General features: G+C 47.8%; 7 protein-coding genes. 1 reads left to right on the top strand and 6 read right to left on the bottom strand.

Annotation, left to right across the window (positions count from 1 at the left end; genetic code table 11):
- Nucleotides 1–19: 19 nt before the first annotated feature.
- Together GmarT_RS15475 and GmarT_RS15470 are read right to left on the bottom strand one after the other, a co-directional pair.
- Nucleotides 20–1,276, bottom strand: a complete 1,257-nt coding sequence (locus GmarT_RS15475) for a hypothetical protein (RefSeq protein ID WP_002643591.1) — start codon at nucleotides 1,274–1,276, stop codon at nucleotides 20–22.
- Between the two features lie 1,492 nt (nucleotides 1,277–2,768).
- Complete coding sequence (locus tag GmarT_RS15470; protein ID WP_149302948.1) at nucleotides 2,769–3,128, bottom strand: Hint domain-containing protein; 360 nt, start codon at nucleotides 3,126–3,128, stop codon at nucleotides 2,769–2,771.
- Nucleotides 3,129–3,218: 90 nt separating this feature from the next.
- On the opposite strand from GmarT_RS15470, the gene GmarT_RS15465 reads away from it, so the two are divergent.
- Nucleotides 3,219–3,545 carry a hypothetical protein gene (locus GmarT_RS15465; RefSeq protein ID WP_002643595.1) on the top strand — a complete coding sequence of 109 codons (327 nt, stop codon included), beginning with the start codon at nucleotides 3,219–3,221 and terminating at the stop codon, nucleotides 3,543–3,545.
- 53 nt (nucleotides 3,546–3,598) lie between these two features.
- Here GmarT_RS15465 and tnpC read toward each other — a convergent pair whose 3' ends face one another.
- The 4 genes from tnpC to GmarT_RS15440 form a co-directional block, all read right to left on the bottom strand.
- Nucleotides 3,599–5,173, bottom strand: coding sequence for an IS66 family transposase (tnpC, locus tag GmarT_RS15460; protein WP_044235910.1), 1,575 nt, complete (start codon nucleotides 5,171–5,173; stop codon nucleotides 3,599–3,601).
- Nucleotides 5,174–5,217: 44 nt separating this feature from the next.
- Nucleotides 5,218–5,580, bottom strand: a complete 363-nt coding sequence (gene tnpB / locus GmarT_RS15455; RefSeq protein WP_002643597.1) for an IS66 family insertion sequence element accessory protein TnpB — start codon at nucleotides 5,578–5,580, stop codon at nucleotides 5,218–5,220.
- Complete coding sequence (gene tnpA / locus GmarT_RS15450; RefSeq protein ID WP_002643598.1) at nucleotides 5,574–5,927, bottom strand: IS66 family insertion sequence element accessory protein TnpA; 354 nt, start codon at nucleotides 5,925–5,927, stop codon at nucleotides 5,574–5,576. Before tnpA ends, tnpB begins: the two co-directional genes overlap by 7 nt.
- 261 nt (nucleotides 5,928–6,188) lie before the next feature.
- Nucleotides 6,189–6,716 (bottom strand): hypothetical protein, encoded by a 528-nt coding sequence (locus GmarT_RS15440; protein WP_002643599.1) that lies wholly within the window; start codon nucleotides 6,714–6,716, stop codon nucleotides 6,189–6,191.
- Between the last annotated feature and the right edge of the window lie 17,200 nt (nucleotides 6,717–23,916).

The raw sequence follows: 23,916 nt of genomic DNA, 5'->3' as shown, positions 1-23,916 counted from the left end.
TCCCGGTAATCGCCCGATTCTATTTACGTTTTTTGCCCCAAAGTTCAGCATTTGTCGAGGTCATCGCGATCCGTCGGGCGAAAATGTGCCCGTCTTCACTGAGTACCTCGATCCCCTGCAGTTCCGGCCCGGCCGGTTGCCAGCAGAGATCTTCGTAATCATCACACACCGGTCCGAACCAGCGATCTCCTTTGCGGACCTCTTCGTGCCGGTGCAGGCGGCGAAACCCCTCGGGCATGTGTTTTACAGCCAGGGCAATGACGGCCGCCTTGACCAGGCCCCGTTCTTTGGCAATATCGGCGACCGAACCCAGGGCAGGCTGGCGAACGTCGAGTTCATCATCGGTCGGGTCGATCGGGTCCATCGGCGGGACAAAATCGGCATAACTCAGGCCAATCAGCCGATCTTCCCGCAGCGGCCGCTCAGGGATGTCAAAGGCTTGTCGAGGCAGGCCAATTCGCGGGTCACCCGCCAGTTCCCAGAGCATCCCCAAAGGAGTCGCACCAGTCTGTTCTGCAGCAGCGGCAATCGCCTGCAGGGCATGCTCCCGAGACGGGAAGGGATCGGCATACCCACCCAGGCCCCCTTCCACGCCATTTTCCACATCATAGTACCAGTTCTGGGCGTTGGGGGAGACAGGCCGGCAGAACCTGGCAAAGGCATTGACTTTCTGGGGCTCGATTACTCTGATCCCCTTTACCGTCTCTGGTACTTCCTGCCAGCCCCCACTGTTTTTGTCGACGAATTTATCGCCCCTGCGGAGGCACTCCCCCGGGTAAACCTGCCTGTGATGTATGGGAATATCGATGACCGAGGGGGAATTAGGGTTCTCAAGTTCTACAAAGAACGTAAAGTCTTGTACGGTATTAACTTCCTTCTCCAGACTGGCTAATACCTCGGTCGGGGTCTTACCTACTATCTCCTGGGGAACCAGCGACCACGCGGACCCCGTCCACCATTGCCACTTCGCCTCTATCACCCGATCTTTCAGTGTGGTAATAAGTTTGTAGAGCAGAGGGGCATCTATTCGGGCAAATGCCAGCTTATCTTTCTCCCATCTGAGGCGAGAGCCGATCTCCCCCTCAGAGATAAACTCCCAGGGACCCTGCTTGTAGTAGATCAGCTTAATATCATACCGCTCCAGGATATGACCAGGCCCCAGAAGGCTGAAGGGCTTCGGAGGAGGATTCTTCAATATCTCAGGTGGCATTCCCTTGAACTTAAACCCGTCACACTGACGCTGTGAGTTGTTCAACCGCGGGGGCGTCTTCGTCATAACAATCTGTCCTCTGCTTCCTGCAAAAGGGGATTTACAGCAGTCACACCAAGCGACTTCATTCACAATAGAAATCATACGTATCAATCAATACTGTGACGATCCCCTTGAACAAAAGCCGGCCCATTCCAGGTTGTACGCAATCTTAATTTTTCCTCCCATCTGGTCTGCCTGTCAGGCACTCTTTCATCGAGATATAGCCAACGACTTTCTCTTGATTGTAATCAACTCAAATAAATCCCGCTGAAGCGTCGTTCCAGTACTTCAATAGCCAATTCGTCCAATGTTATCTCCAATACCATCTACGGGACAAAAGTCTGGTCCTGAACCCCGTCAACAGGACGGATTATATCGCTTCTCCGAAGGGACGACGCTTTCTTTGATAGCCATCTGTCTGAGGTGTGATGCTCAAATGTGGCAGCATCTAACTTAGTTTTATCCACTCTTCAGAGGCTTGACGAAGCCTGCAACAACCCTGCGCCAACCCCTGCAACAACCCGTTATCTGTGAGAGCCCAAAATGCCATATAACCCCGCCCAATACACAGTAGACGCAGACGCGCTTTTAGAGGCAATTGGTAACAGTCCCGTTTTCTTTGGTCGGGATTTGAGCATGTTAGCCCCAGAAACCACAGGTAAAGTGGCATCTCAGCATGCGCCGATACCCCCAAAATGTGAAAATAGGGGACTGAATCAGGCTGGAAAGGCAGCTGAAAGCGGGCAAAAAATACTGTGTGGTAGTGCATATTTAGTGCGGCAAGTCCTTTCAGCTCCAGTACATAAAGTGGATCATAGTGAATACCGGCGAAAGGAGTTTAGGCTCAAAAACGGGCTCCAATTAGCGCCGCACCCAGCCCCTTGTTCTGTTAAAATCGCGTTTGCGGGGCCGATTGTACAGCAGCCGCAGGCGCAAAATGCTATGGTGCCTGTAGTTACGGCACAGCGGCAAATGCAGCAACTTATGCCGGCTAAGACTCCTGTGCTGGGGCAGGGCGTACGGCCCACAGGTTTAGACGGTCCCAATGACACCAGGGCCACAGCATTACCGGGCACACCAGAGACATGCTGAGACCAAGGTGATAGACCAGCAGAAGAACCTGTTTTCGGAGGTTAATGATACGGTTGACGGGACTCTTGACGACGCCTTGGGGATGGTGATGACGTAGAGGAAAGGACAAGCTTCCGTAATGACTTTCTTCAAGTCAAAATGTGTTGAGCCATACACTAGATTTCAAACAATAGTCAGATTTACTGGAGCATGTTTTCGTCAACTTTACCAGAATCATCCACAAAGATGAGCTTCGTACCAGGACACTCAACAATACCCGGCTCAGTTTTCACGCTATAAATTATTATCCAATTACTGGCAAAACGTGATTGGACATTACGAAAAGTCTCTATCATCTCCGCGGAGCATTTCTCTTCGTCCTCCTGAAACCAACTTTTGTCAAAATACCGAACATTAATAATATGATCTACATTTATCGAATTTTTCATCCGGCAACGATGTAGGTATGTTTGACCTGGACTTCGAGGTTGTAAACCGGTTCTGGCGGGCCGCGGGCTGTGATGCTGGTGATGCCGTTTAAAGTCTGCAGCTGTTCGCCCACGGAGAGACTGTCGGCCCGGACGAAGGCTTCCCGATCGACGCTCCAGATAAGGTGATTCGGCGTGGTGCCGATCGGTTTTAATTCCGCTTCAACCGAGATATCCAGTGTCTGAGCGGCTTCATGCTGGAACGTGCCTGTGACGATCTGGAAACCAGGTCCCGGGTTCGCGGCTATGGGGGGACAATTCGCGATCTCAAGAACCTGCGCATTTCCATCGATGCCACACTTTGGCAGACTGACCACCACGTTACCCCGCGTGGTTAACCCAACTCCAGGTGGGGCCCATTTCCGCGCCAAAGTGGGTCCGCTTTACACGCCAATCTCCATCCGGCCATGGTGCTCACCGAACTCTGGTCGTGCCGGCTGGCGTACAATCTGATTCGGTTGAAAATGCTGCAGAGTGGCATGGCGACAGCCCGTGATCCGCGTTCGCTCTCTTTTACCACCACGCAGCAGCTGCTGGGGACAAACTGGCTGCCAGGGGGCGTTACCGGCGTCTGCGTTGAGTTAGCCGCACTCGGACAACAGGTTCCCTGCAGCGAACGTGTGGGACAAGCCGGGCGCGTAGAGCCCAGAGCCAATAAACGCCGCCCTAAAATACTGGCCCTGCTGGAGGAGCCCCGATCTCATCATAAAATGCAGAGGGCACTCGTATGGTAACCGTTTCAGCAAATACACGGTCTATCAACGGTCTGAACTGAATCACTGCCGGTTCAGCGTCGTCGGGGACGGTGGGCTTCCGGGTGATGCTTCAGCCATTGGTCCGGCAGCAGTTCTTCCAGGCGATCGGCGGCGTGATCGGTGATCTGCGCCAACACGTCGCGCAGATAGGCAAACGGTTCTACCTCGTTTGCTTTGCAACTGGCCATCAGGCTGTAGTGCACGGCGGCGGCCTCGCCGCCCCGATCACTGCCGACGAACAGATAATTCTTCCGGCCGATAGCACAGGGACGCAAGGTGCGTTCGGCCAGATTGTTGTCAATCGACAGAATGCCCTCTGTACAATACCGCGTAAAACCGGACCAGCGGCTTAACAGATATTGGATCGCGCCTGCCACCGGACTTTTCGGTAATAGCACACGCGATGTCTCTGTTAACCAGGCGCGGAACTGTTCCAGAACCGGTAACGCCTTGTCCTGTCGCAACTGTCGGCGGTGTTGCCACCAGCGTTCACAGTCCGCCGGCTGTGACAGATCCAATTTCAATTCGCCGGCTTCCCGTTCAATCGCGTATAACTGCTGGATAAACAATAATGCCCGGTGTGCGGCTTCCGGCTGCACGGTCCGCGCATCGTAAAACTTGCGTCGCGCATGTGCCCAACATAAAACCTGATGAATTCTGCCCGAGCGGTACAGCTCTTCGTAGCCGGCATACGCGTCAGCCTGCAGATAACCGCGAAAGTGTTTTAAAAACGCCTGGGGACCGGCGCGTTCCCGGTTCGGGGTGAAATCATAGACCGAATACGGGTGCGCGGCATCGCCGCAGTAAACCCAGAACCGGCCGGTCCGCGTGCGGGAAAGCCGTTGGTCCTGGACGGGAATCGTCGTATCGTCCGTATGCACGACATGCGACTGCAGAACCCGGTTCTTTATCAGATCAGTCAGCGGCTGCAGTAATTCCGCGGTTTCCAGTACCCAGCGGCTCATCGTACTCCGTGAAAGCTGTACGCCATTCCGGCTGAGAATAGATTCATGACGATACAGGGGGAGATGATCTGAGTATTTCCCCACCAGGATCGTCGAGAGCAAGCCGGGGCCGGCGAAACCTTTGGCAATCGGCTGGACAGGAGCAGGAGCCAGTGCTACATGCTCTTCACACTTCCGGCACGCGTATTTGAAACGCACGTGCTCGATTACTTTCAGGCTGGCAGGAATGAATTCCAGCTGTTCGTGGCTAACCTCTCCGATTCGCTGCCGCGTCTGGTCACAGCAGGGACAGCGTTTTTCGGATTCCGTCAGGTCATGTTCTACCCGTTCCCGAGGCAGATGATCGGGCAGCTTGTTGCGGCCGCCGCCACGACGGTGATGTGCGGAAACCGTCGTGGGAGGAGGTTCATCATCCTCGGGGTCGGTTGCTTCCTCGGCAGCCTCGGGTTCGTCAAACAGGCTCATTTGATTGGGGGCGATCTTTTCAGAACGGGCGCCAAACCGTTGTCGCAGCAGTCGATCAATGAAATGTTTGAGTTGCTCGACTTCCCGCTGTTGCTCTCCCACGGTCTCACCCAACTGGTGAATCATATCATGGCAGGATTGGACGTCGTTCGGCAATGAGGATCGTTTCTGGTTCATGTTCCACGTCTTAACATAATCGTTGTCAGGCGGGAACTGTTTTTTTATGAAGTCGATACTTTTTCTGAAATCTGATAGCGCTTTCTGCGCTGCACGCTGGTCAGGTCGATGCCCTGCAGCAGGAGTGCCAAATCGGTGGACGAAAGAGACAGACCATGTGTGCCTTCTGGACCGGAAAGACGCTGGTACGTGCCCGCTTCCAGCCGTTTATACCAGATGGCCAGACCATCGTGGTCCCAGTACAGCAGCTTGATGCGATCCTGTTTCTTGTTGAGGAACACAAACAGCCCCCCGTCGAGTACGTTTTGCTGTAGGTAGGTTTCGGTCATCCGCAGCAGGCCGTCAAAACTTTTTCGCATATCGGTGGGGACCGTGCAGAAATAAATGCGGGTGGGCAGATTCAGCATGTGCGCTGCTCCAACGCGGCGAGCACGGTTTCGAGAGTGATCCGATCACAGCCGTTTCCGACGCGAACCGTGGTGCCGTGTGAGAACACGATTTCAATCGGCGTGGGAAGCGGTTGGTGAGGGAGCTCGATGGGCAGGAAGGAAGTTGCAGCGGTGTTCTCGGCATCTCGCTTTTTCAATTCGCGTCGCCAGTAATGGTAAGCTGGTTCGCTGAGTCCCTCACGCTCACAAAAGGCACGGATCGAGAGCCCGGACTGCAGCCTGTCTGAAATTGTTTGTCGCCAGAACGCTTCGCGGTCCGGGTTCCGCCGCTGATCGGCACGTTGTGTTGGCTGGGATATGGGCATCGCATTCGCTCCTGAATATGCTGGGGTTGAAACACATTCAGAATACGATACACGTCAAGGTGTATTTCGTGGGCCGGTTACGTTGGACTACAACAAAAACCGCCCACACAGCTCACTGGGAAACCAGACCCCGATGGAATTCGCGAAAAAATCATCCCTGGCGTGACAGGGATGATTTAAACTTGGATCTTTAACATTCCAACTGGTACAAGGTTGGGGGCAAGGTCAAATCCTGATTAGTATATCAAGTTCTGGCTGCGGTTAAGGGGGGGAGTTCAAATCATTGATAAGTCCCATAGTAAATAACTGAAATGAAGTCGGCACACATTGAACAGTCTCTTCAGATATGATATTTCCGTTTAAGTCTTGTTTATTATCACACAAATCGCATTGACAAATAACTTTGTTACTTTTTTTATCCCACATGTAAATTAACTCTTCACCGAGACATTTGTTGCAATCACCAGCACGAACTGTAATGGCTAACTTGATAATCTCAATCACACCAGCGATGGCAGAATCTTTTTGCCCCCAAGTAACACATTTTACTAACCGATCAAGATCTGATATGACCAATCGTGAGGCAGCTAGCGGAAATTCATTTCGTTTACTTAGCCAAGCACTAAGCATTTTTTCAGCATGACTTTTAGTGACTAAAGTCACAAGTTCTTTGTTCAAACTCTCAAAGAGTGACTGGAGCAAGGCTCTTTTTTGTAGACTATCGTCAACCTTGTTTGCTTCTATTATTGCTGCTTTTAGAGATCGTTCTAATAACTTGGAAGTTATCATTTTCTATGTACCAGGTATGGGGAATGTCGAAATTAAGTTACCTGCCTCATCAACAAATATTCTAATCCAAGAAGTTGGATTGGCGCCATCAGCTGCACGAGTCCGTCCCATTATCTGTTTGACATCAACGTCACGAGACCACATAGCCTGTCGTCCAGTACCTATTTGTTTCAATGGTGCTTGTCGCACAATTTTGCTCTGTAACACTTCTTTTAATTTGTCAACAGAAACTGTGAACTTTGATTGAGAATTATTACTTCCTGGAAAGTGCCTTGCCTTCACATGGTCCATTCCAGCTGCAACAGGATTTCCATTGTCTCTTAGTGGGGTAAATCGAGTTTGTCCATTTGCGGGTTTAATTTGCCTTATTCGTCCATTTAGATTTACAGGTCTCCCTGTATTAGGACTTATATGGCAAGTCCCCCCGTTATGAACTAGCACTCCGGAGTCAGTTACGAAATAGGTGTGTTTCACCTGAACTTCGAGGTTAAAAACCGTTTCCGGCGGGCCGCGGGCTGTGATGCTGGTGATCCGGGCGATGCCGTTTAAGGTCTGCAGTTGTTCGCCGACGGAGAGGCTGTCGGCCCGGACGAAGGCTTCCCGATCAACACTCCAGATCGGGTGATTGGGTGTCGTGCCGATCGGTTTTAATTCATCCTCAACCGAGATATCCAGTGTTTGAGCGGCTTCATGCTGGAACGTGCCGGTGACAATCTGAAAACCGGGGCCCGGGTTCACGGCTATTGGGGGGCAATTCGCGATCTCAAGAACCTGCGCATTTCCGTCGATGCCACATTCGGGGACAGAAATATAAATGGTCTCTCCCACAGCGGCATGATGCAGACTTAACCAGAGATCCGGACGCAGGAGTTGTACGCGGGCCTTTGTGCCGTCCAGTTTTGGGGCGATGCAGGTCAGCAGTTTCCAGGTGGTTGGGTCCACGTGTCTGCCGAATTCCAGGTCGTCCTCTTCAGCAGGGTTTTCGGCTTTGACCCATTGGCCAGGCTGGATATCCTGAATCTTCTTGTGAGTCAGTGGAACTGTCGTTGAGGGGGCTATTAAAGCCTGTTGCTCTGTCTCCGGAGCCGCCAGCCAGAACAGGCTGCCGGAAATCAAAAAGGTTCCCAGCAGACACAATAGTCCCATCATGCTGACACCACCCCAGAGGCGGGAATGGGGGCGCGGAGCAGCGTTAGCAGGATGCTGGCTGCCGGAAGTTTCGGGGGGGCTGTTGTGCATTGCCTCTCGCTTTCTGAAGCTGCGTTTCCGTGGATTGAATTTACCGCCAGGGGCAATGGAAGTCGCCCCTGTTTCTGGATGCAGATCCCGGGCGACACGAAAATAGGGGGATGTTGAATTTTTCGGGGCTTTCTGACGAGGGTGCCAGAGCTCTTTGAAATCATCTTCGACGAAGATGCGGTCCAAGTGGGCAAACGGCTGTTGTTTCTTTTTCTGCCGTTCGATCATACCGAAGCCGATTAAGCCGACTGGGATCGCTATTGAAGCCATGATCACAGTAGAAAGATCCCACTCCGTTTTTGAAGATGCATCTGGCAGCAGACCAGCCAATTCCGGTTCAAACTGTAATTCCTCGGGGACCACAACAAGTGTATCTCCAACAAAGCAACCGCCCATAGCGCGTTTCAGTCCAATAATGGAGAGTACAGCGCCGGCGATATTCATTAAACCGCCAGCACTGGTGTCACCATTGGCAATGGTTTCTGCAGCAGCTCCCATACTACCGGCAAAATTAGCAAGTTCATAGCCTTGCAGAGCTCGCTGGGCGAGCGAGCCGCATTGCACGAGGCCTGGACCAAAGACACTCAGTGCAATACTGGTCCCAATGCCAACGACAGCACCAGCATCGTAACCACTCTCGTAAGCTTCTTCATTGCCAAAACCGACACCTAAATCGGGGATACTCCAGAACTGATCTAATGGATTAATTTTGTCCAGAAAACCATCTATTCCGCCTCTTGCTCGATCAAAGAGTGCACCATTTTCAAACTCGACTCCGACTTGTACGATGATATCATTTGCGTTGTAACCAAAGAGATCGAGAATCGATGCCATCTCAGGATTTAGAATTGCAAACCAGTTCTCTGCCAGCAAATCCATCAAACCAGAGGTAAAACTTGGATTTAGATCATCGACTTCCTCAAAAGTCATATAAGTCCCAAAACCATTAAGGGCGATCGGAGTTAACCCCTGATCCTGAATCCAGTCGACATGGTCAATTCCATCGAAATAACCATCAAAGTAAGCAATTACAAATGTAAACTCATAGTAAAATGGAATCAGATGTGCAAATTCATAATCAGAATCGTAAGTGAATTCCTCAACAGCGACTGTTGGAACATGGACAAATGAGAGATTTTCTGTGGCGGGATCATAAGAGTCACTCAGGCTCACTTTTACCGTCTGCGAGCCACTGCTGTAAGCTGAAATGGGAACCATGACGCCTGTGGGATTTTCGGGATCATCGGGATCCATGCCGATATAAAAATAACTACCCGAAGAATAGCCATCTTCGTGGAAAGTCATATCAATCGAAACGGTAGCAGATCCTGTAATCGAACCTGTCTCAACAGAACTACCAGGACCGATTGTAAAGCTTTGTGTCGCTTTAGATTCATAAGAGTTTTTTGTATTTCCGTTTTCGGTTCGATAATGATAAAAATCGAGTTCACCTACTTCCAGTGTTTCATCTTCTGTAAAATCGTAGGATGATTCAATCTTAGCCTCCATACTAGTAATTTGTTCTCCAGTTACAGTCTGTGTTTCAGAATTCCAGCGCTGCTTTTGTATCGATGAGGATTTACTTTTTTTATGATACTTACTGTTACCCGAGTTGGTCAGAATCTGTTTTCCTGAAACCATGATACCGTTCTGGTTCATTTCAATATCATTTTCTACGGAATATTCTTGGGTTTTGGTACTGATCAACAGATCTTTAATCGTTGATGATTCATTTTCAGTACGTAACGTACTCGTAACAACAACGATTCCTTCAGTATTCAAGACTCCCGTAGTCGTTCTGATGTTTTTTCTGGTAGATAATACCACCGTCTTTGACACAGAGTTTTGTGACTTCTTGGATGGTTCCCATTCGTGTGATATGTTTTCGTCAGTTGTCGTCTTGTCACTTGCAACAGTGAGAGTTTCTTCGAATTCATGCTCTCCATTCTGATGCATTGTTTTTTTATATTTACTCTCACTACCGATGATTTCACGAGTTGTATTATAGACTGTATGCTTAATTGAATCCGCTCTTATATCCCATTCGACCCAATTGTGATCTGTATCAACTCCTGATTTATTATAACCGTTTTCAATTGATACCGTCGTACTTGAGTCATCGGAATAAAGCTGTTGCACTGGGCTCTCGTACTCTCCTTCACTATTGAGCGTAAGACTGGTTTTTGTTTTTGTTTCCTTTTCCGACATTTCCTCAGTAAAGTTGCTTACACTTTTTGTGTGGAATTCTTCTACTCCATTCGCATTCTCATCCGCCCAGTAGACTCGTTCATTCAGGAAGGAATTTTCGGGAGGCGTTTTCTGGATGATCCTTTTCCATTTATAGTGATAGTCAGTTTTGTCTACTGTTTTAGTTCCTGACCAGACTTCCTCACTATTTGTGTCATAATCGAGTTTCGCGTAGCCGCTAGTAATTATACGTTCTCTGTCTACGGATTTTCGTTTCTCTACTACATCAAGAAATGTCGTATTAGATGTACTCCATTGCCCTTTCAACTTTGTTGTCTGGCTCTCGGTTGTTACCGTCTTCGTTTCGTCTCTATCTGATTTGGAAAAAGCTGTACCCTCTTTTTGAGTTCCTCCATTGGCACTTGTTGTTACTGCTGTGTTAATAAATGCCTGAAAGCTGGACTCTCCATCTACCTCCGTTGTATCTATTGAAAAACTACTGCCGTTATCCACCTCGACACGCATACGATCCAGAGAACTCCAGTTCGAATTGCCTTTGATTTTTGCGACAGGGCCTGAAAGTACAATCGAAACATTCCCTCCCACATCAATCTCGATATTCTCTGACGAATTCGGGTCTTGGGCTGTTGTACCAGAAACAGTCGTAGTGTTCCCCGCTAAATCGGTGGAAGAAGTTGTATAAGTAGTCATGTTCTGGACTACCTGGGAATAATTATAATTGTTTTTCTCAGAGATGATTTTTGTCGGGATTGATTCCCGGGTTGTAAGAGCTGTTGTATTCTCTTCAGTATAATCTTCTTTAGTAATCGTTGTTTCAAATGAACTGGAACTTGAGTTGGAGGATGTTCCGGAACTTGTTTCTCCACCACTCGAAGTTGTTGTTGTTGTTTGACTGTTAGAAGATTTTGAAAACGTCCCCCCTCCCTTGTTTTCAAAATAATGTTCCTCAAAAACAGAATCTAAAGTGATTGAGGCATTCGGATCTTGAGGGCTGGTTGTTGATCCGGTTTTCTCCCCGAATGACTTTTCAAAGTTATTCCAGGAATCTTCTCCCGATGACCAGGAATTTGCAATTACTGTAACACTTTTCGATCCATTAACGGGAGTTCTACTGTCAACCGACTGATGTGATCCGGAACTTACATTCTGTGTCCTGTATTCGTCATGGACATGTGAGTTACCAGACGAAGTAAGTTCATTACTCGTTTCTGCACCCGCAGAGTAGCGATCTTTGATCTCGATGCTGCTCGAATTACTTCGTGGATCGCTGTGGTAATAAGAGCTGGAACTGGAAGTTCCATTACTGAATGAATCGCTTCGGCTGTGTCCTCCTTCAGAGATTGTTCCCGTACCATTGCTCTGATTAATTCGTTTTTCATAGTTATTTTCATCAATCCGTGCTTCTTTTGTTGAATCATTATCAAATGAAGTCTGTCCATTTGAAGTGAAATGATCGAAATTCCAACTGGTGTTTCCAATAATTCCCTGTGTTCTATAATAATCTGAATTGATTGTTTTAACATTATCAGTCACGTCGGAGTACTGGTAAGAATTTTCCGTTAGCGTGAGATTCTCTTGACTGGTATCAACAGTATTCACTTCCGAGTAATCGGAACTGTTGGTGGTAATAGTGACTACCGATCCCCCCTGGCTGATGGTTGAAGAGAGACTGCTTCCATCTGTATATCTGTCTTCAGTCCCGTTGACATGATCATCATAAAAACCCACAGATACTACATTGGAGGAACTGATTGATGAACGATCTCCAGACAGGCCATTGACATTGTTCATGGTAACCAGTTGGTCTGTGCCTGTATCATCTGTTGTTTCATACTTACCATCTACATCGTAACGAGTGACTGTTGTAGTGGCACTTGAACCGTCTGCATAAAAACTTCCGTCGACATTAGAACTACTGCGCTCAAGCTCAAACGTCTCTGATGAATTCTTCTGATTACGGGAACTCTCTTTGTATAATCCTGTTTGTGGTGATACGGTGGTTTGGGAATAGGCGGACGCATTGACTGTGGTGATTGTAGTGGTATCGGCTGAATTGTCATCGTAAAAAGTCCCTGTACCATCTATATCATCCGAACCATTATCATATTTGTAAAAAGTACCTGACTTCACGGTCTCTACTGATGTACTGATGCTGAAATTTGAAACACCACTTCCACCATCAAACCCTGTCCCACTAACTGCTCCATTGTTATCAATGATTCCATCTACAGTAGATTGATCAATAGTTCCCTGGAAATCAGAGCCATCTGAATTCTGAAGACTGCCTGTCAACTTACCAACAGATATTGTTACTGACGATCCAGCATTCCCATTTCCACTAGATTCATAATGTGTAGTAACAGAAGTCGAATCATTATCAATATTTGAGTTGATACTGGATGAAAATTGCCCATCCCCTTTATCATTGTTACCGGTTTCCTTTGAGTAATATGAAGTGGTTCCACCTGCTGTTGTATCAACCACAGTCACACTGGAATCTGACTGGCTGAACCATTTTGATTTGCCGGCTTCGTCATAAGAGGTGTGACCCGTCGTGGTTGAGGTCTCGCCTACTGTGTGCACGCTAATGTAATTGTCAATATTAAAAGTACCGCTCGTGTTATTATCGCTAACACCATTCGATGTGGTTGAGATTACCTTTTCAGGATTGGATGTGTCTGTCGTACTTGAATTATGGTGGCTGTTCCCACCGTTTCCAAACTTTCCTTCACCGATCGGTACACGATAGCTGTTGGTTACAGTCATGTCGATTACACCATCAGTTATAGTCGCATCTCCATCTGTTGTCGTAGAAAATGTACCTGTTCTGTAGTCATATGAATGGCTGTAACTATTTGAATCCGGCGTGACAACATTGGTGGTCACTTTGTGGTCATACATGTTAATGCCGCCACCAATTCCCTGAGTCTGGACTGTTCCATTGACTGAAATAACACCACCGGAATTAGACTCAGTCAATAATGTAGTTGCACTATATTCATTGTTTTCTGAATTCATTGAGTAGCTATCTGCATTGATCTCAGGCGTGACCCGAGAACTAGAGGCAGAATTCATACTGAAATTCTCTCCCGTGGTAAAATCGGTTATGGATTTTGCGCTAACAAGATTGGAATACCCAATCCCAAATGAACCATTCATATTGACTGTGATCAAACCATCTTCAGATGAATTTGCCATAGTAATTGTTTCAAAAGAAAGTGTTGTGCTCCCTTCGGTTCGGCTACCATTCGCGTGTGCATCGATAGAGTATGATGCGAGATAGGATGTTTCGTTTGTCCCCCAGACTGTTCCTGAAAATGTAACATTCCCAGAAGTATCCGTATCTGTAATCGTTGTCACATTATCAAGATAATGCCGTGTGCGGTTGATTGAATTATTGACCACAGAAGTAGAAATCACGCTTTCCCCTGGCACACTATAGTCATCAACATTAACGGATTTGGTGTAGTCGAGTATATAAGTGTCATCAATATCAGTTGTGACCGACTGCGTCAGAGAAGACGATACAGAACCATCATCGTACTCTGTTCGAGAACCGAATGTTTGATAGGTAACAATCTTGGAGCCTGTAAGGCTGGAATAGTGGTCAATAGTCGTTGTCGTTGTTGAATTTGTTGTCGTTGTGTAAGAATCAATTAGCACATCAATCGGAGTGAACACAGTATTGGAATATTCGAAGTTCGTGGTAGTATTAGATTCACCCTCTGTGTCAGTTTCAGTGGATTGCGAATTCTCAAGAGACCAGCCCGGATTATTGGTAACACCGTCACCTGTTGTTCCTGAGGCCGTATAACTGCTGGAAGTAAGACTTCCCAATGCTGCAGTTAAGTAGTTCACTTCAGCTACCTCAGGAGCAGAGAGGTCGACGGAATCAAAAAGACTGCCTACGGGCAACTGTGTCGCGATAAAGGTACTACCTGATTTAAGCAATCCATCCTCATTCGCTTTCTGGTATCCACTGGACGCTGTTTCAAACTCTTGAATACCTGTGGTAGTATAAATTGTTACTGGGTCAGCCGCGGTCCATTGTTCATTCACATACTCATCAGAGCGTGTCTCGCTGACCCGATAAGTCGCGTTCCCGTTATATCCATAGGATTCGATGGTATAAGTGTAGTCCCCAAACTGCTCCAGTTCATAACCAGAACCATCCAGGGCAGTGTATGTGGTGATAATGTTATAGGAATTATTAAACAATTCCCGTCGATACCATTCACCATCAGCAGTTTCTACTCCGGAAACGATGAGCGTCGTCAATACTGTCGTGACCACTTCAGTGATATTTCCCTCTGAGTCAGTCGTTGTAACAGTATCAGTAAAGGGAGTGGACTCATTTGTATCGACAGTCCCAATGGTAGAAAGAAAACTTGAATCAACTACAAGGTCACCTGTCTTGCCGTATTCACTGTGATATACAGCAGCGTCTCCCATGGACTCAGTCTCTCCAGAAATCGGAGGGGCCAGGGGATCCGTGAAAAAAGTGATATGTTCCAGATCTTCCGGATCAAACGGGCCTTCTGTTTCACCGAGAGGAGGTTCACTTCCCTCGAGATCTTCAAACAGCTCTGTCTCATAAGTAAAGGTAATCGAAGACCATTGCCCAAATTCATATTCACCGGTTGTTTCATTCCATTGTGCTGCCCGAACCTGGACCGTATAAGTAGATTCTCCATCCAGATACGGGGCAACCTCAATCAAAAAACCACCGTCTCCAGTAATATTCGCATAGGTTGTTCCCTCAGCTACTCCATCGCCATTGATATCGAATTCCAGTGGGATGCTACTTAAATCAGAATCACTGTCAGTTACAGTGCCAATGAGAACGGCATCACTGGTAATCAGGTCGTCCGGGGTTCCAGTATCGTTAAACAGAGAAAGTGCAACTATTTCTGGTAAAGCATTCGTTTCAATAGCTGGTTCGTAGCTAAATGAGCAATTTGACCAGTCCCCATATTCAAAACCCACGATCGAGAGATTCCAGATACCAGCCCGGACAGACACTGTATGAGATCCTGCCTGTAATTCATACAACGCCAGATCCAGTTTGAAGGAGCCACTTTCATCTTCACTTGGTAGAACCGAACCATCTACGTTTCCATCACCATCCAGGTCATACTCAATGATCACGTTCTCAAGCAAACTCACATCAAAAGAAACCATCCCTGTAAGTGTCGGATCTGAAGTGATTTGATCATCGGGTAAGTTGGTATCATTAAGTAACTGTAGATCTGATATCTCGGGCAGTCCCAAGTCAGGAGCTTCATAAGTGAATGTAAATCCCGTCCAGGGGCTTGAGTCGGCAGTCAAATTGTCTACATCCCAACCCCAAACCTTCAGATAAACTGTATATTGACCCGAAGAACTGACATATTCTGAAAGATCAATGATTACTTCGCCTGTAATCGGGTCGATTGTATCAATGCCTCCATCGGCGATACCATCAAAGTCCACATCGAATAACACTGTTTGATCAGTCAGTCCGGTCAGATCACCAGATACAATTGCTGAAATTCTTGGATCAGTTGTAATCAGGTCATCTGGAGTATCAGTATCATTAACCAGTTGTAACTCAGAAAGCCCTAGTGGAACTTCTTCGACTGGCTCAAAAGTAAATGATATGGTGGCCCATTCGCTGTAGACATAGTGTTTAATATTATCATCCCATTCACGAGCCCGAACGGATATCGTATTTTCACCTTCTTGAATTATTTCTGGAAGAAAAGAAATTGTGAACTCACCCGATCCCGATGAATCCGTATAGATAAAACCGTCTGAAGATAGATCGCTATCCAGGTCATATTCAACGATCAGATTGTTCACGGAACCGTCTGAATTGGTTATTGTACCAGAGATCGTAGAGTTCGCGGTTATACCATCACCATCTACATCGGTATCTTCCTGTAGATTCAATTGCGAGACGATGGGGGGATCATTGGCAGGAGCATCACGTGTAATCGTTAGAGAAGTCCAATCACTGTAGATATATTCCTGACTAATCTCGTCCCAATCTTTAGTACGTGCCAGTAGTGTAATCTCACCATACCCGATTTCTGTAGTATAATCCTGGCTGAAACTTCCTGCTGTAAGAGTCGTATTAGTATCCGCCACCATATCCTGATTAAGGTCGAATTCAATCAGTGGGGAATCACCCCCATTTGTGTTTGCAGCCACTCCTGTCAGGCGCACCAGTTCGGTGGTAACAATTTCCGCTGCGAAATCAGTTACCAGATCGGCATCGGGATCGATTTCTTCAGGGGTTTCAACGATGGCTATTGTTTCCACATACTCAAATGTGAAATAGTTCCAGTCCCCGGAATTGATGATATCTCCATTTGAGTCTATTTCTACCGCGCGTACCAATAGACTTATGTTGCCATGGGGGAGATCTAACCCCACATCGTATCGAAAATAATTATCATGAGGTGTATAGAGACTTGTAGTCTGATCAGCTAGATAATCTCCATTGTAATCAAACTCTATTTTGATGAATTCATTTTCGCGTGTGGAAATAACTTCTCCGGTCAGTGTTGCATTTTCAGTCTGTCGATTTAATAGTCCAAGATCTTCAACTAATCCAAGACCAATTAATTCCGGCTCAGGCCGTTTATTGACGTGAATCTTCAGGATCCCCGTCGTAGTTCTGCCGAATTCATCCTCTAAAGTATATTTTACAGTTTCAATGCCCATAAAATGTTCATTTGCAGTATAAACAATCGTACCGGGATCTGAGCCCTCAGGGTTCACTTCGATCGTACCAAACAACGGTGTATCGACGGACTTGATGCTAAATGTCTGCCCATCGGGATCAGAATCATTCTCAAGTACGTTTACTGCAATGGGATCTGTTTCATACGTTTCAATAGTATCATTTTCTGCGAGCGGAGCCGCGTTGGCGAATACAGTAAAAGTGACCGTTGTCGTCGATACATTCCCGGCGGCATCGGAAACGGAATAGGTGAATGAATCTGTGCCGGTAAAGTTTTCGGCAGGTGTATAAGTAAAGGTTCGCGTCAGATCAGCATTCGTTTTCTTGACGATCGTTCCGTTCGCCGGTGAAGCTGTAATCGTGATCACGGCATGATCACGGTAATCCGCATTTTCCAAAACCGTGAGACTGGCAAGAGTATCCTGCGAGAGTGAGATCGATTCGTCTGACAACTGAAATCCAGTCAGTACGATCCACTCAAACGAAAGCGTAGACCAGTCTCCAATGGCACCGGTTGTCTGATCAACCAGACGCACAGCAATGGTATTTTCTCCGATTGAGATCTCCGCAGACGGATCGACTGTAAAAGCGCCATTCGAGTCAACGCTGGTCGTGCTGTCAACAATTCCGTCATTTTGGAAATCGAGTTCAACTGTCAGATTTGAATAATCTATGCCGGCACTGACTTCCCCCTGGAACGCGGGGTTAATTGTAATCTGATCAGAGTCAGTCCCGGAGTCCGTCACCAGTTCCAGTGAGTCAATCGTGGCGTCGAGGACCAGGGGCGCCTCATAAGTAAAAGTGAGTGCAGACCAGACACCGTAGATGTAGCCATAACCTTCTGACGAAAGTCCGATCGCCCGCACCTGGATCGTATGGTCTCCTGATTCGAGCTGATCCCACAGATCCAGGCTGAACGCGGGCGTTGCTCCCCATTGTTCTGTGTAATCAGCGAAGCCATCATTGTCGAGATCAAACTGCAGGAGATAGTCGCTATTCGTCCCATCATCGACGATGAGCCCCCCCACAGTTGCATCAGAAGTAATCAGATCACCGGGAGTGTCTGTGTCATTGACGAGTGAGAACCCTGAAACGAAAGGAGTGCCTGCACTCAGTGGAGCATCGTATGTGAAAGTGAACGAAGACCACTCACCGTAGAGATCAGCCTCGGTCTGCGTATCCCATTCTCCCGCACGTACCTGCAGTGTCACTTCTCCGTCATCCAGATATTCCGTCAGATCCAGTTCAAAGAACTCACTGGCACTGACCGAGAAATCTTCGACACCATCGTTATCGAAGTCTACCTGTATTTCATATGTCGCACTGGATTGATCCGTATCGGAGACGGTTCCCGACAGATGGCCATAAGAGGTAATGAGATCTCCCAATGCCCCCGTATCAAGGACCAGATCCAGATCCGTGATTTGTGGTGGCTCGTTGGGTGCCGGTGGTTCCACTGTCAGGGTCACTGTCGCCGTCGATTCAGCACCATAAATATCTGTAATCGTATAAGTAAAACTATCCGTACCTGTAAAATCGGCGTCTGGTGTATACTCCACCGTTAATTCTGAAGTCTGACCATCAATACTCCAGACGACGGTCCCGTTTGTCGGCTGAGTCACTCCGACTAACGTTACGGTATGATTGTCTGAATCGAGATCGTTTGCCAGCAGATCAATACTGATAGTGCTATTTTCTTCAAGAGTATATGAGTCGTCCGTTGCGACGGGGTAATGATTCTGACCGAGAGTGAGCTGCAGTTGATATCTTCCTCCACTGGCAGACGTCCCACTGCCGGCAGTGGTGGCATCATAGCCGTCATTGGACGCCGCAGAAATCCCAAGGTAATACATACCTGCAACAGGAGCTGTAAACCGAAGCAGCGCATCGGTTGAAGCAACTCCTGTATCAGGATCACTGGCATCATCGTTCAAAGCCAACTCATTACCATTGGCATCAAACAATCGCAACAAACCGTTCAAATTGCTGAGAACTGTGCCGCCATCCAGGTAAGCAGCATCCAGATCTGCCAGTATCATCTCTCCAACATTCAGTGAGATTGCAAACAGATCCACATCCAGATCGGTCTCGGGACCATCAGAAATTGTTCCCGCATAAGTTACAACATTGTCCAACACCAATGCCGTGGCTCTGGCTGTTGCAACAGTGTCATCGTGTTCGTGCACGGTCACTGTTACTGAAGCAGTGCTCGTTTCCCCATTTCCATCCGTGATTGTATACGTGAAGGTCTCGGTCCCCGTGAAACCAATCGCTGGCGTATAAAGCAAGGTGTCAGGCGTGCCAGCCTGGATCGAGACTGTCCCGGATGCCGGTGAAGAAACAGCGGTGATACTCAACCCCATCCCGAACGGATCGGTATCATTTCCGAGGACTGCCAGCGATTGAGTCGGAGATTCCTGTTCGATTAAAAAAGCATCCGTTCCGGCTATGGGAACAAGAGTCGGCTCATTCTGCAGTTCGAACGACAGACTGGTCCACTCGCCATAATTCATCGACATCTCATCATAGGCGCGAATCGAAATCGTGTAGTAACCGGGAGACAGTGATTCCGGCGTGTAAGTGAACTCACCCGTCATCCCATCGATGTAAGCATAATCGTCCATGACCTGGTCGCCGTTCAGATCGATTTCCAGCATGACGGAGTACAGGTCACCCATGTACGAAACCTGCCCGCTCAGTGCCGGGTCGGTGGTGATATTATCCCCCGGCATATCCGTGTCGTTGGAGAGCTGCAGCGACGTGATCTCGGGAGTCATCCCGCTCATTTCTTCTTCCAGCGTGAACGAAATGCTCGACCACTCACCATAATTCATCGACATCTCATCATAAGCGCGAATCGAAATCGTGTAATAGCCCGGACTCAACGATTCCGGCGTGTAAGTGAACTCACCCGTCATCCCATCGATGTACGCATAATCGTCCATGACCTGGTCGCCGTTCAGATCAATTTCCAACATGACGGAGTACAGGTCACCCATGTAAGTGACCTGACCGCTCAGTGCCGGGTCGGTGGTGATATTATCTCCCGGCATATCCGTATCGTTGGACAGTTGCATCGATGTAATCTCGGGAGTCATCCCGCTCATCTCTTCTTCCAGTGTGAAGGAGATACTCGACCACTCACCGTAATTCATGGTCATCGTATCCTGTGCACGCACATAAATCGTATTTGATCCCAATGTAATCAAGCTTAGTGGATTATAAGTAAAATACCCTCCCATATCCGGCCAGGCTGTGGCGTCAACAAATCCATCGCCATCGACGTCTATCTCCACCGCCACTTCAATCATGTCCCCCAGATAAGTAATCTGCCCCGTTAAAGTGGGGTCGGTGGTATAACCATCGCCAGGAACATCAGTATCATTCCATAACGAAAGTGATGTAATCTCAGGGCTTGTACCTGTCTCCCCTCCTGATCCTTCTTCCAGATCAAAGCTGAGATTGCTCCACTGACCGGAAATCCCCATCATCTGATCTACGGCACGGACACTGATTAAAACGGGACCTAAAGAAACATAAGCAGAGGGGTCAAAACTGAAGTAGCCCTCAAAATCTGGTGTGACAGAAGTCTCAATTGTGCCATCGCCATTGATATCGATGTCCACACTTACATATTCGATGCCGGCGGGATAGGAAACGTAACCCATGATGGTCGGGTCGGTTGTGAATCCATCTCCCGGCATATCCGTGTCGTTGAATAGCTGCAGTGACGTGATCTCAGGCGCACCGCCACCCATCATCTCGTCTTCGAGTGTGAAGGAGATACTCGACCACTGTCCGCTGACCATCGTCATCTCGTCAAAGGCACGGATCGAAATGGTATGTGATCCGGGCGATAGAGATCCCGGTGTATAGCTGAACTGGCCTGTCATCCCATCGATATAAGCATACTCGTCCATGATCTGGTCGCCATTCAGATCGACTTCCAGCATCACAGAATACAGGTCACCCATGTATAAAACCTGGCCACTCAGTGCCGGGTCGGTGGTAATATTATCTCCCGGCATATCTGTGTCATTGGACAGTTGAAGGGACGTAATCTCTGGCTCACCACCACCCATCATTTCGTCTTCGAGCGTGAAGGAGATACTCGACCACTGGCCGGTGACCATCGCCATCTCGTCAAAGGCACGGATCGAAATCGTGTAAGTACCGGGAGTCAACGATTCGGGTGTGTAGGTGAACTCGCCCGTCATCCCATCGATGTACGCATAATCGTCCATGACCTGGTCGCCATTCAGATCCACTTCCAGCATCACAGAATACAGGTCACCCATGTATGAAACCTGGCCACTCAGTGCCGGGTCGGTGGTAATATTATCCCCCGGCATATCTGTGTCATTGAATAGCTGCAGTGACGTGATCTCAGGCGCACCGCCACCCATCATCTCGTCTTCGAGTGTGAAGGAGATACTCGACCACTGTCCGCTAACCATTGCCATTTCATCAAAGGCACGGATCGAAATGGTATATGATCCGGGCGATAGAGATCCCGGTGTATAGCTGAACTGGCCTGTCATCCCATCGATATAAGCATACTCGTCCATGATCTGGTCGCCATTCAGATCGACTTCCAGCATCACAGAATACAGGTCACCCATGTATGAAACCTGGCCACTCAGTGCCGGGTCGGTGGTAATATTATCTCCCGGCATATCTGTGTCATTGAATAGCTGCAGTGACGTGATCTCAGGCGCACCGCCCCCCATCATCTCGTCTTCGAGCGTGAAGGAAATACTTGACCACTGTCCGCTAACCATTGCCATTTCATCAAAGGCACGGATCGAAATGGTATGTGATCCGGGCGACAGAGACCCCGGTGTGTAGCTGAACTGCCCCGTCATCCCATCGATGTAGGCATAATCGTCCATGATCTGGTCACCGTTCAGATCGACTTCCAGCATCACAGAATACAGGTCACCCATGTACGTGACCTGGCCGCTCAATGTCGGGTCGGTGGTGATATTATCCCCCGGCATATCTGTGTCGTTGAATAGCTGCAGTGACGTGATCTCAGGTGTACCGCCACCCATCATTTCGTCTTCGAGCGTGAAGGAAATACTCGACCATTCGCCAGCAACTAATGTCATTTCGTCAAAGGCGCGGATGTAAACGGTGTGCGATCCAGGCGACAGAGCTCCCGGCGTGTAACTGAAATCTCCTGTCATCGAATCGATATAGGCAAACTCATCCGTAATTTGATCACCATTCAAATCAACCTCCAATATGACTGCAGCCAGGTCACCCACATAGGTAACCTGACCATGGAGTGCTGAATCCGTGGTGATATGGTCCCCTGGTATATCCGTGTCGTTAGTCAATTGCAGAGATGTGATCTGGGGCGATGATGCCGTATCCGTTTCATATGTAAACGAGATTGAATACCAATCGCCAGCAATTGTTGTTTGTAGATACTCATCCCACTCCAGTCCTCTGACATTCACAGTCACCTCTCCAGGAGTTAAATAACTACCTGCATCAATGGTAAAACTGCTACCATTCCCTGCGAGTTGGGAATCATCGGCATAGCCATCATTATTGAAGTCAAATTCAATCGTATATTCATAATTGGAAACATCATCAATCAGGACACCAGAAACACGTGCATCCGTTGTGATGAGATCTCCGGGGGTATCTGTATCATTGACGAGAGTTAAATTACTGATCACAGGAGCTTCATTGACTGGTGCTTCATAGGTGACATGCACTGCATACCAGGGAGATTGCAGCGAACTGCTGGTCATGAAATCATAATCGCTTGCTCTGACATAGACGGTCAGCCCATCACCAATGAGGCCGGGGTCAATTGCCTGACTGAAGAAATTTTGGCCGTCCGGGTAAGCAGTATCATCGACAGTGCCATCACCATCGAAATCAAAGTCGACTGAAGGCATATAAACACCAGAATCATTGGCAACATATCCCGTGATCGTGCCAGTCGATGCGGACTGAATATTCTCCACTTTTAACGCAGGTGCGGCTGGAGCAGTTCCAACAGAAACTTGTAGATAATACTCTCCAACCTCCGCCATGCTACCACTGTAACTAATTTCTGGGTCGTAGCTTAAGTTGGCTGCTCCCGATATACCTATGAAATAGGTTCCATGAGCGGGGGCAATAAAAGAAAGAATGGCATCATTGCCAGACAATGCAGTATCGGGATCGATACCATTATCATTGGAAGCCAATTCTGTCCCGTCAGAACTAAAGATGCGAATCAAGCTGTCGAGAGAACTCAGAGAATTGATTCCGTCATCCAGCAGCAAAGCGTCTACGTCAACTATGAGCTCCTGGCCATCCAATAGCTGAACCTGATAGATGTCTACGTCCAGATCCATGGTCGCTTCATCCCCAATTTCAGCATGAAACTGGGTTGATTCTTCTGCAACCAGATCCAGGTCATATGCTGAGGCAATCTCGTCGCTCACAGGAGCAACGGTCAGCATGGTCCGTGGTTCCAGGAGATCGATAGCTCCAGCCAGACGGGGACTGGATTTTCCTGAGGTTGGGAATCGTGAATGTTTCTTTCGTGATTTTCGACGAAAGGACATTCGAGAGTGACACAGTGAATTAAGCCAGTCAATAAGTAACATCCAGTAAAACTCCTTTTTTGAAAAGAAGCTTCTGTTACTTGCGTGAAATCACGCACCGAACCAGGATTCGTTCGAAGTGCCTGCGAACTGAAAGCCGATATCGTTTTTTATTGAGATGTAAATTGTTAGTTATAATTCAGGACCAATCAGATGATCCGGGAGAGGTTTTAATAAAATAAGAATAATGGTAGTAACATTATGACTGCACTCCTTTGCTACATTCTGATGATTCAAGAATGAGTGTGTGTCTCTCGATAATTTCGTGAAATTAATATCAGCAATTCACCTCCAGTTCAAATAAATAATTAAAAGAATCAGAAAATTAATAAATTTACTCGACTTCAAATTTATCAAAAATGAATGATTACAAGACGCCGTTTATCTCTAAATGGCTTGGTTGATACATGAATGA

It is taken from the genome of Gimesia maris, from assembly GCF_008298035.1.
In the GTDB taxonomy this organism is placed as follows: domain Bacteria; phylum Planctomycetota; class Planctomycetia; order Planctomycetales; family Planctomycetaceae; genus Gimesia; species Gimesia maris.
This window is presented reverse-complemented; position numbering and strand designations above follow the sequence as displayed.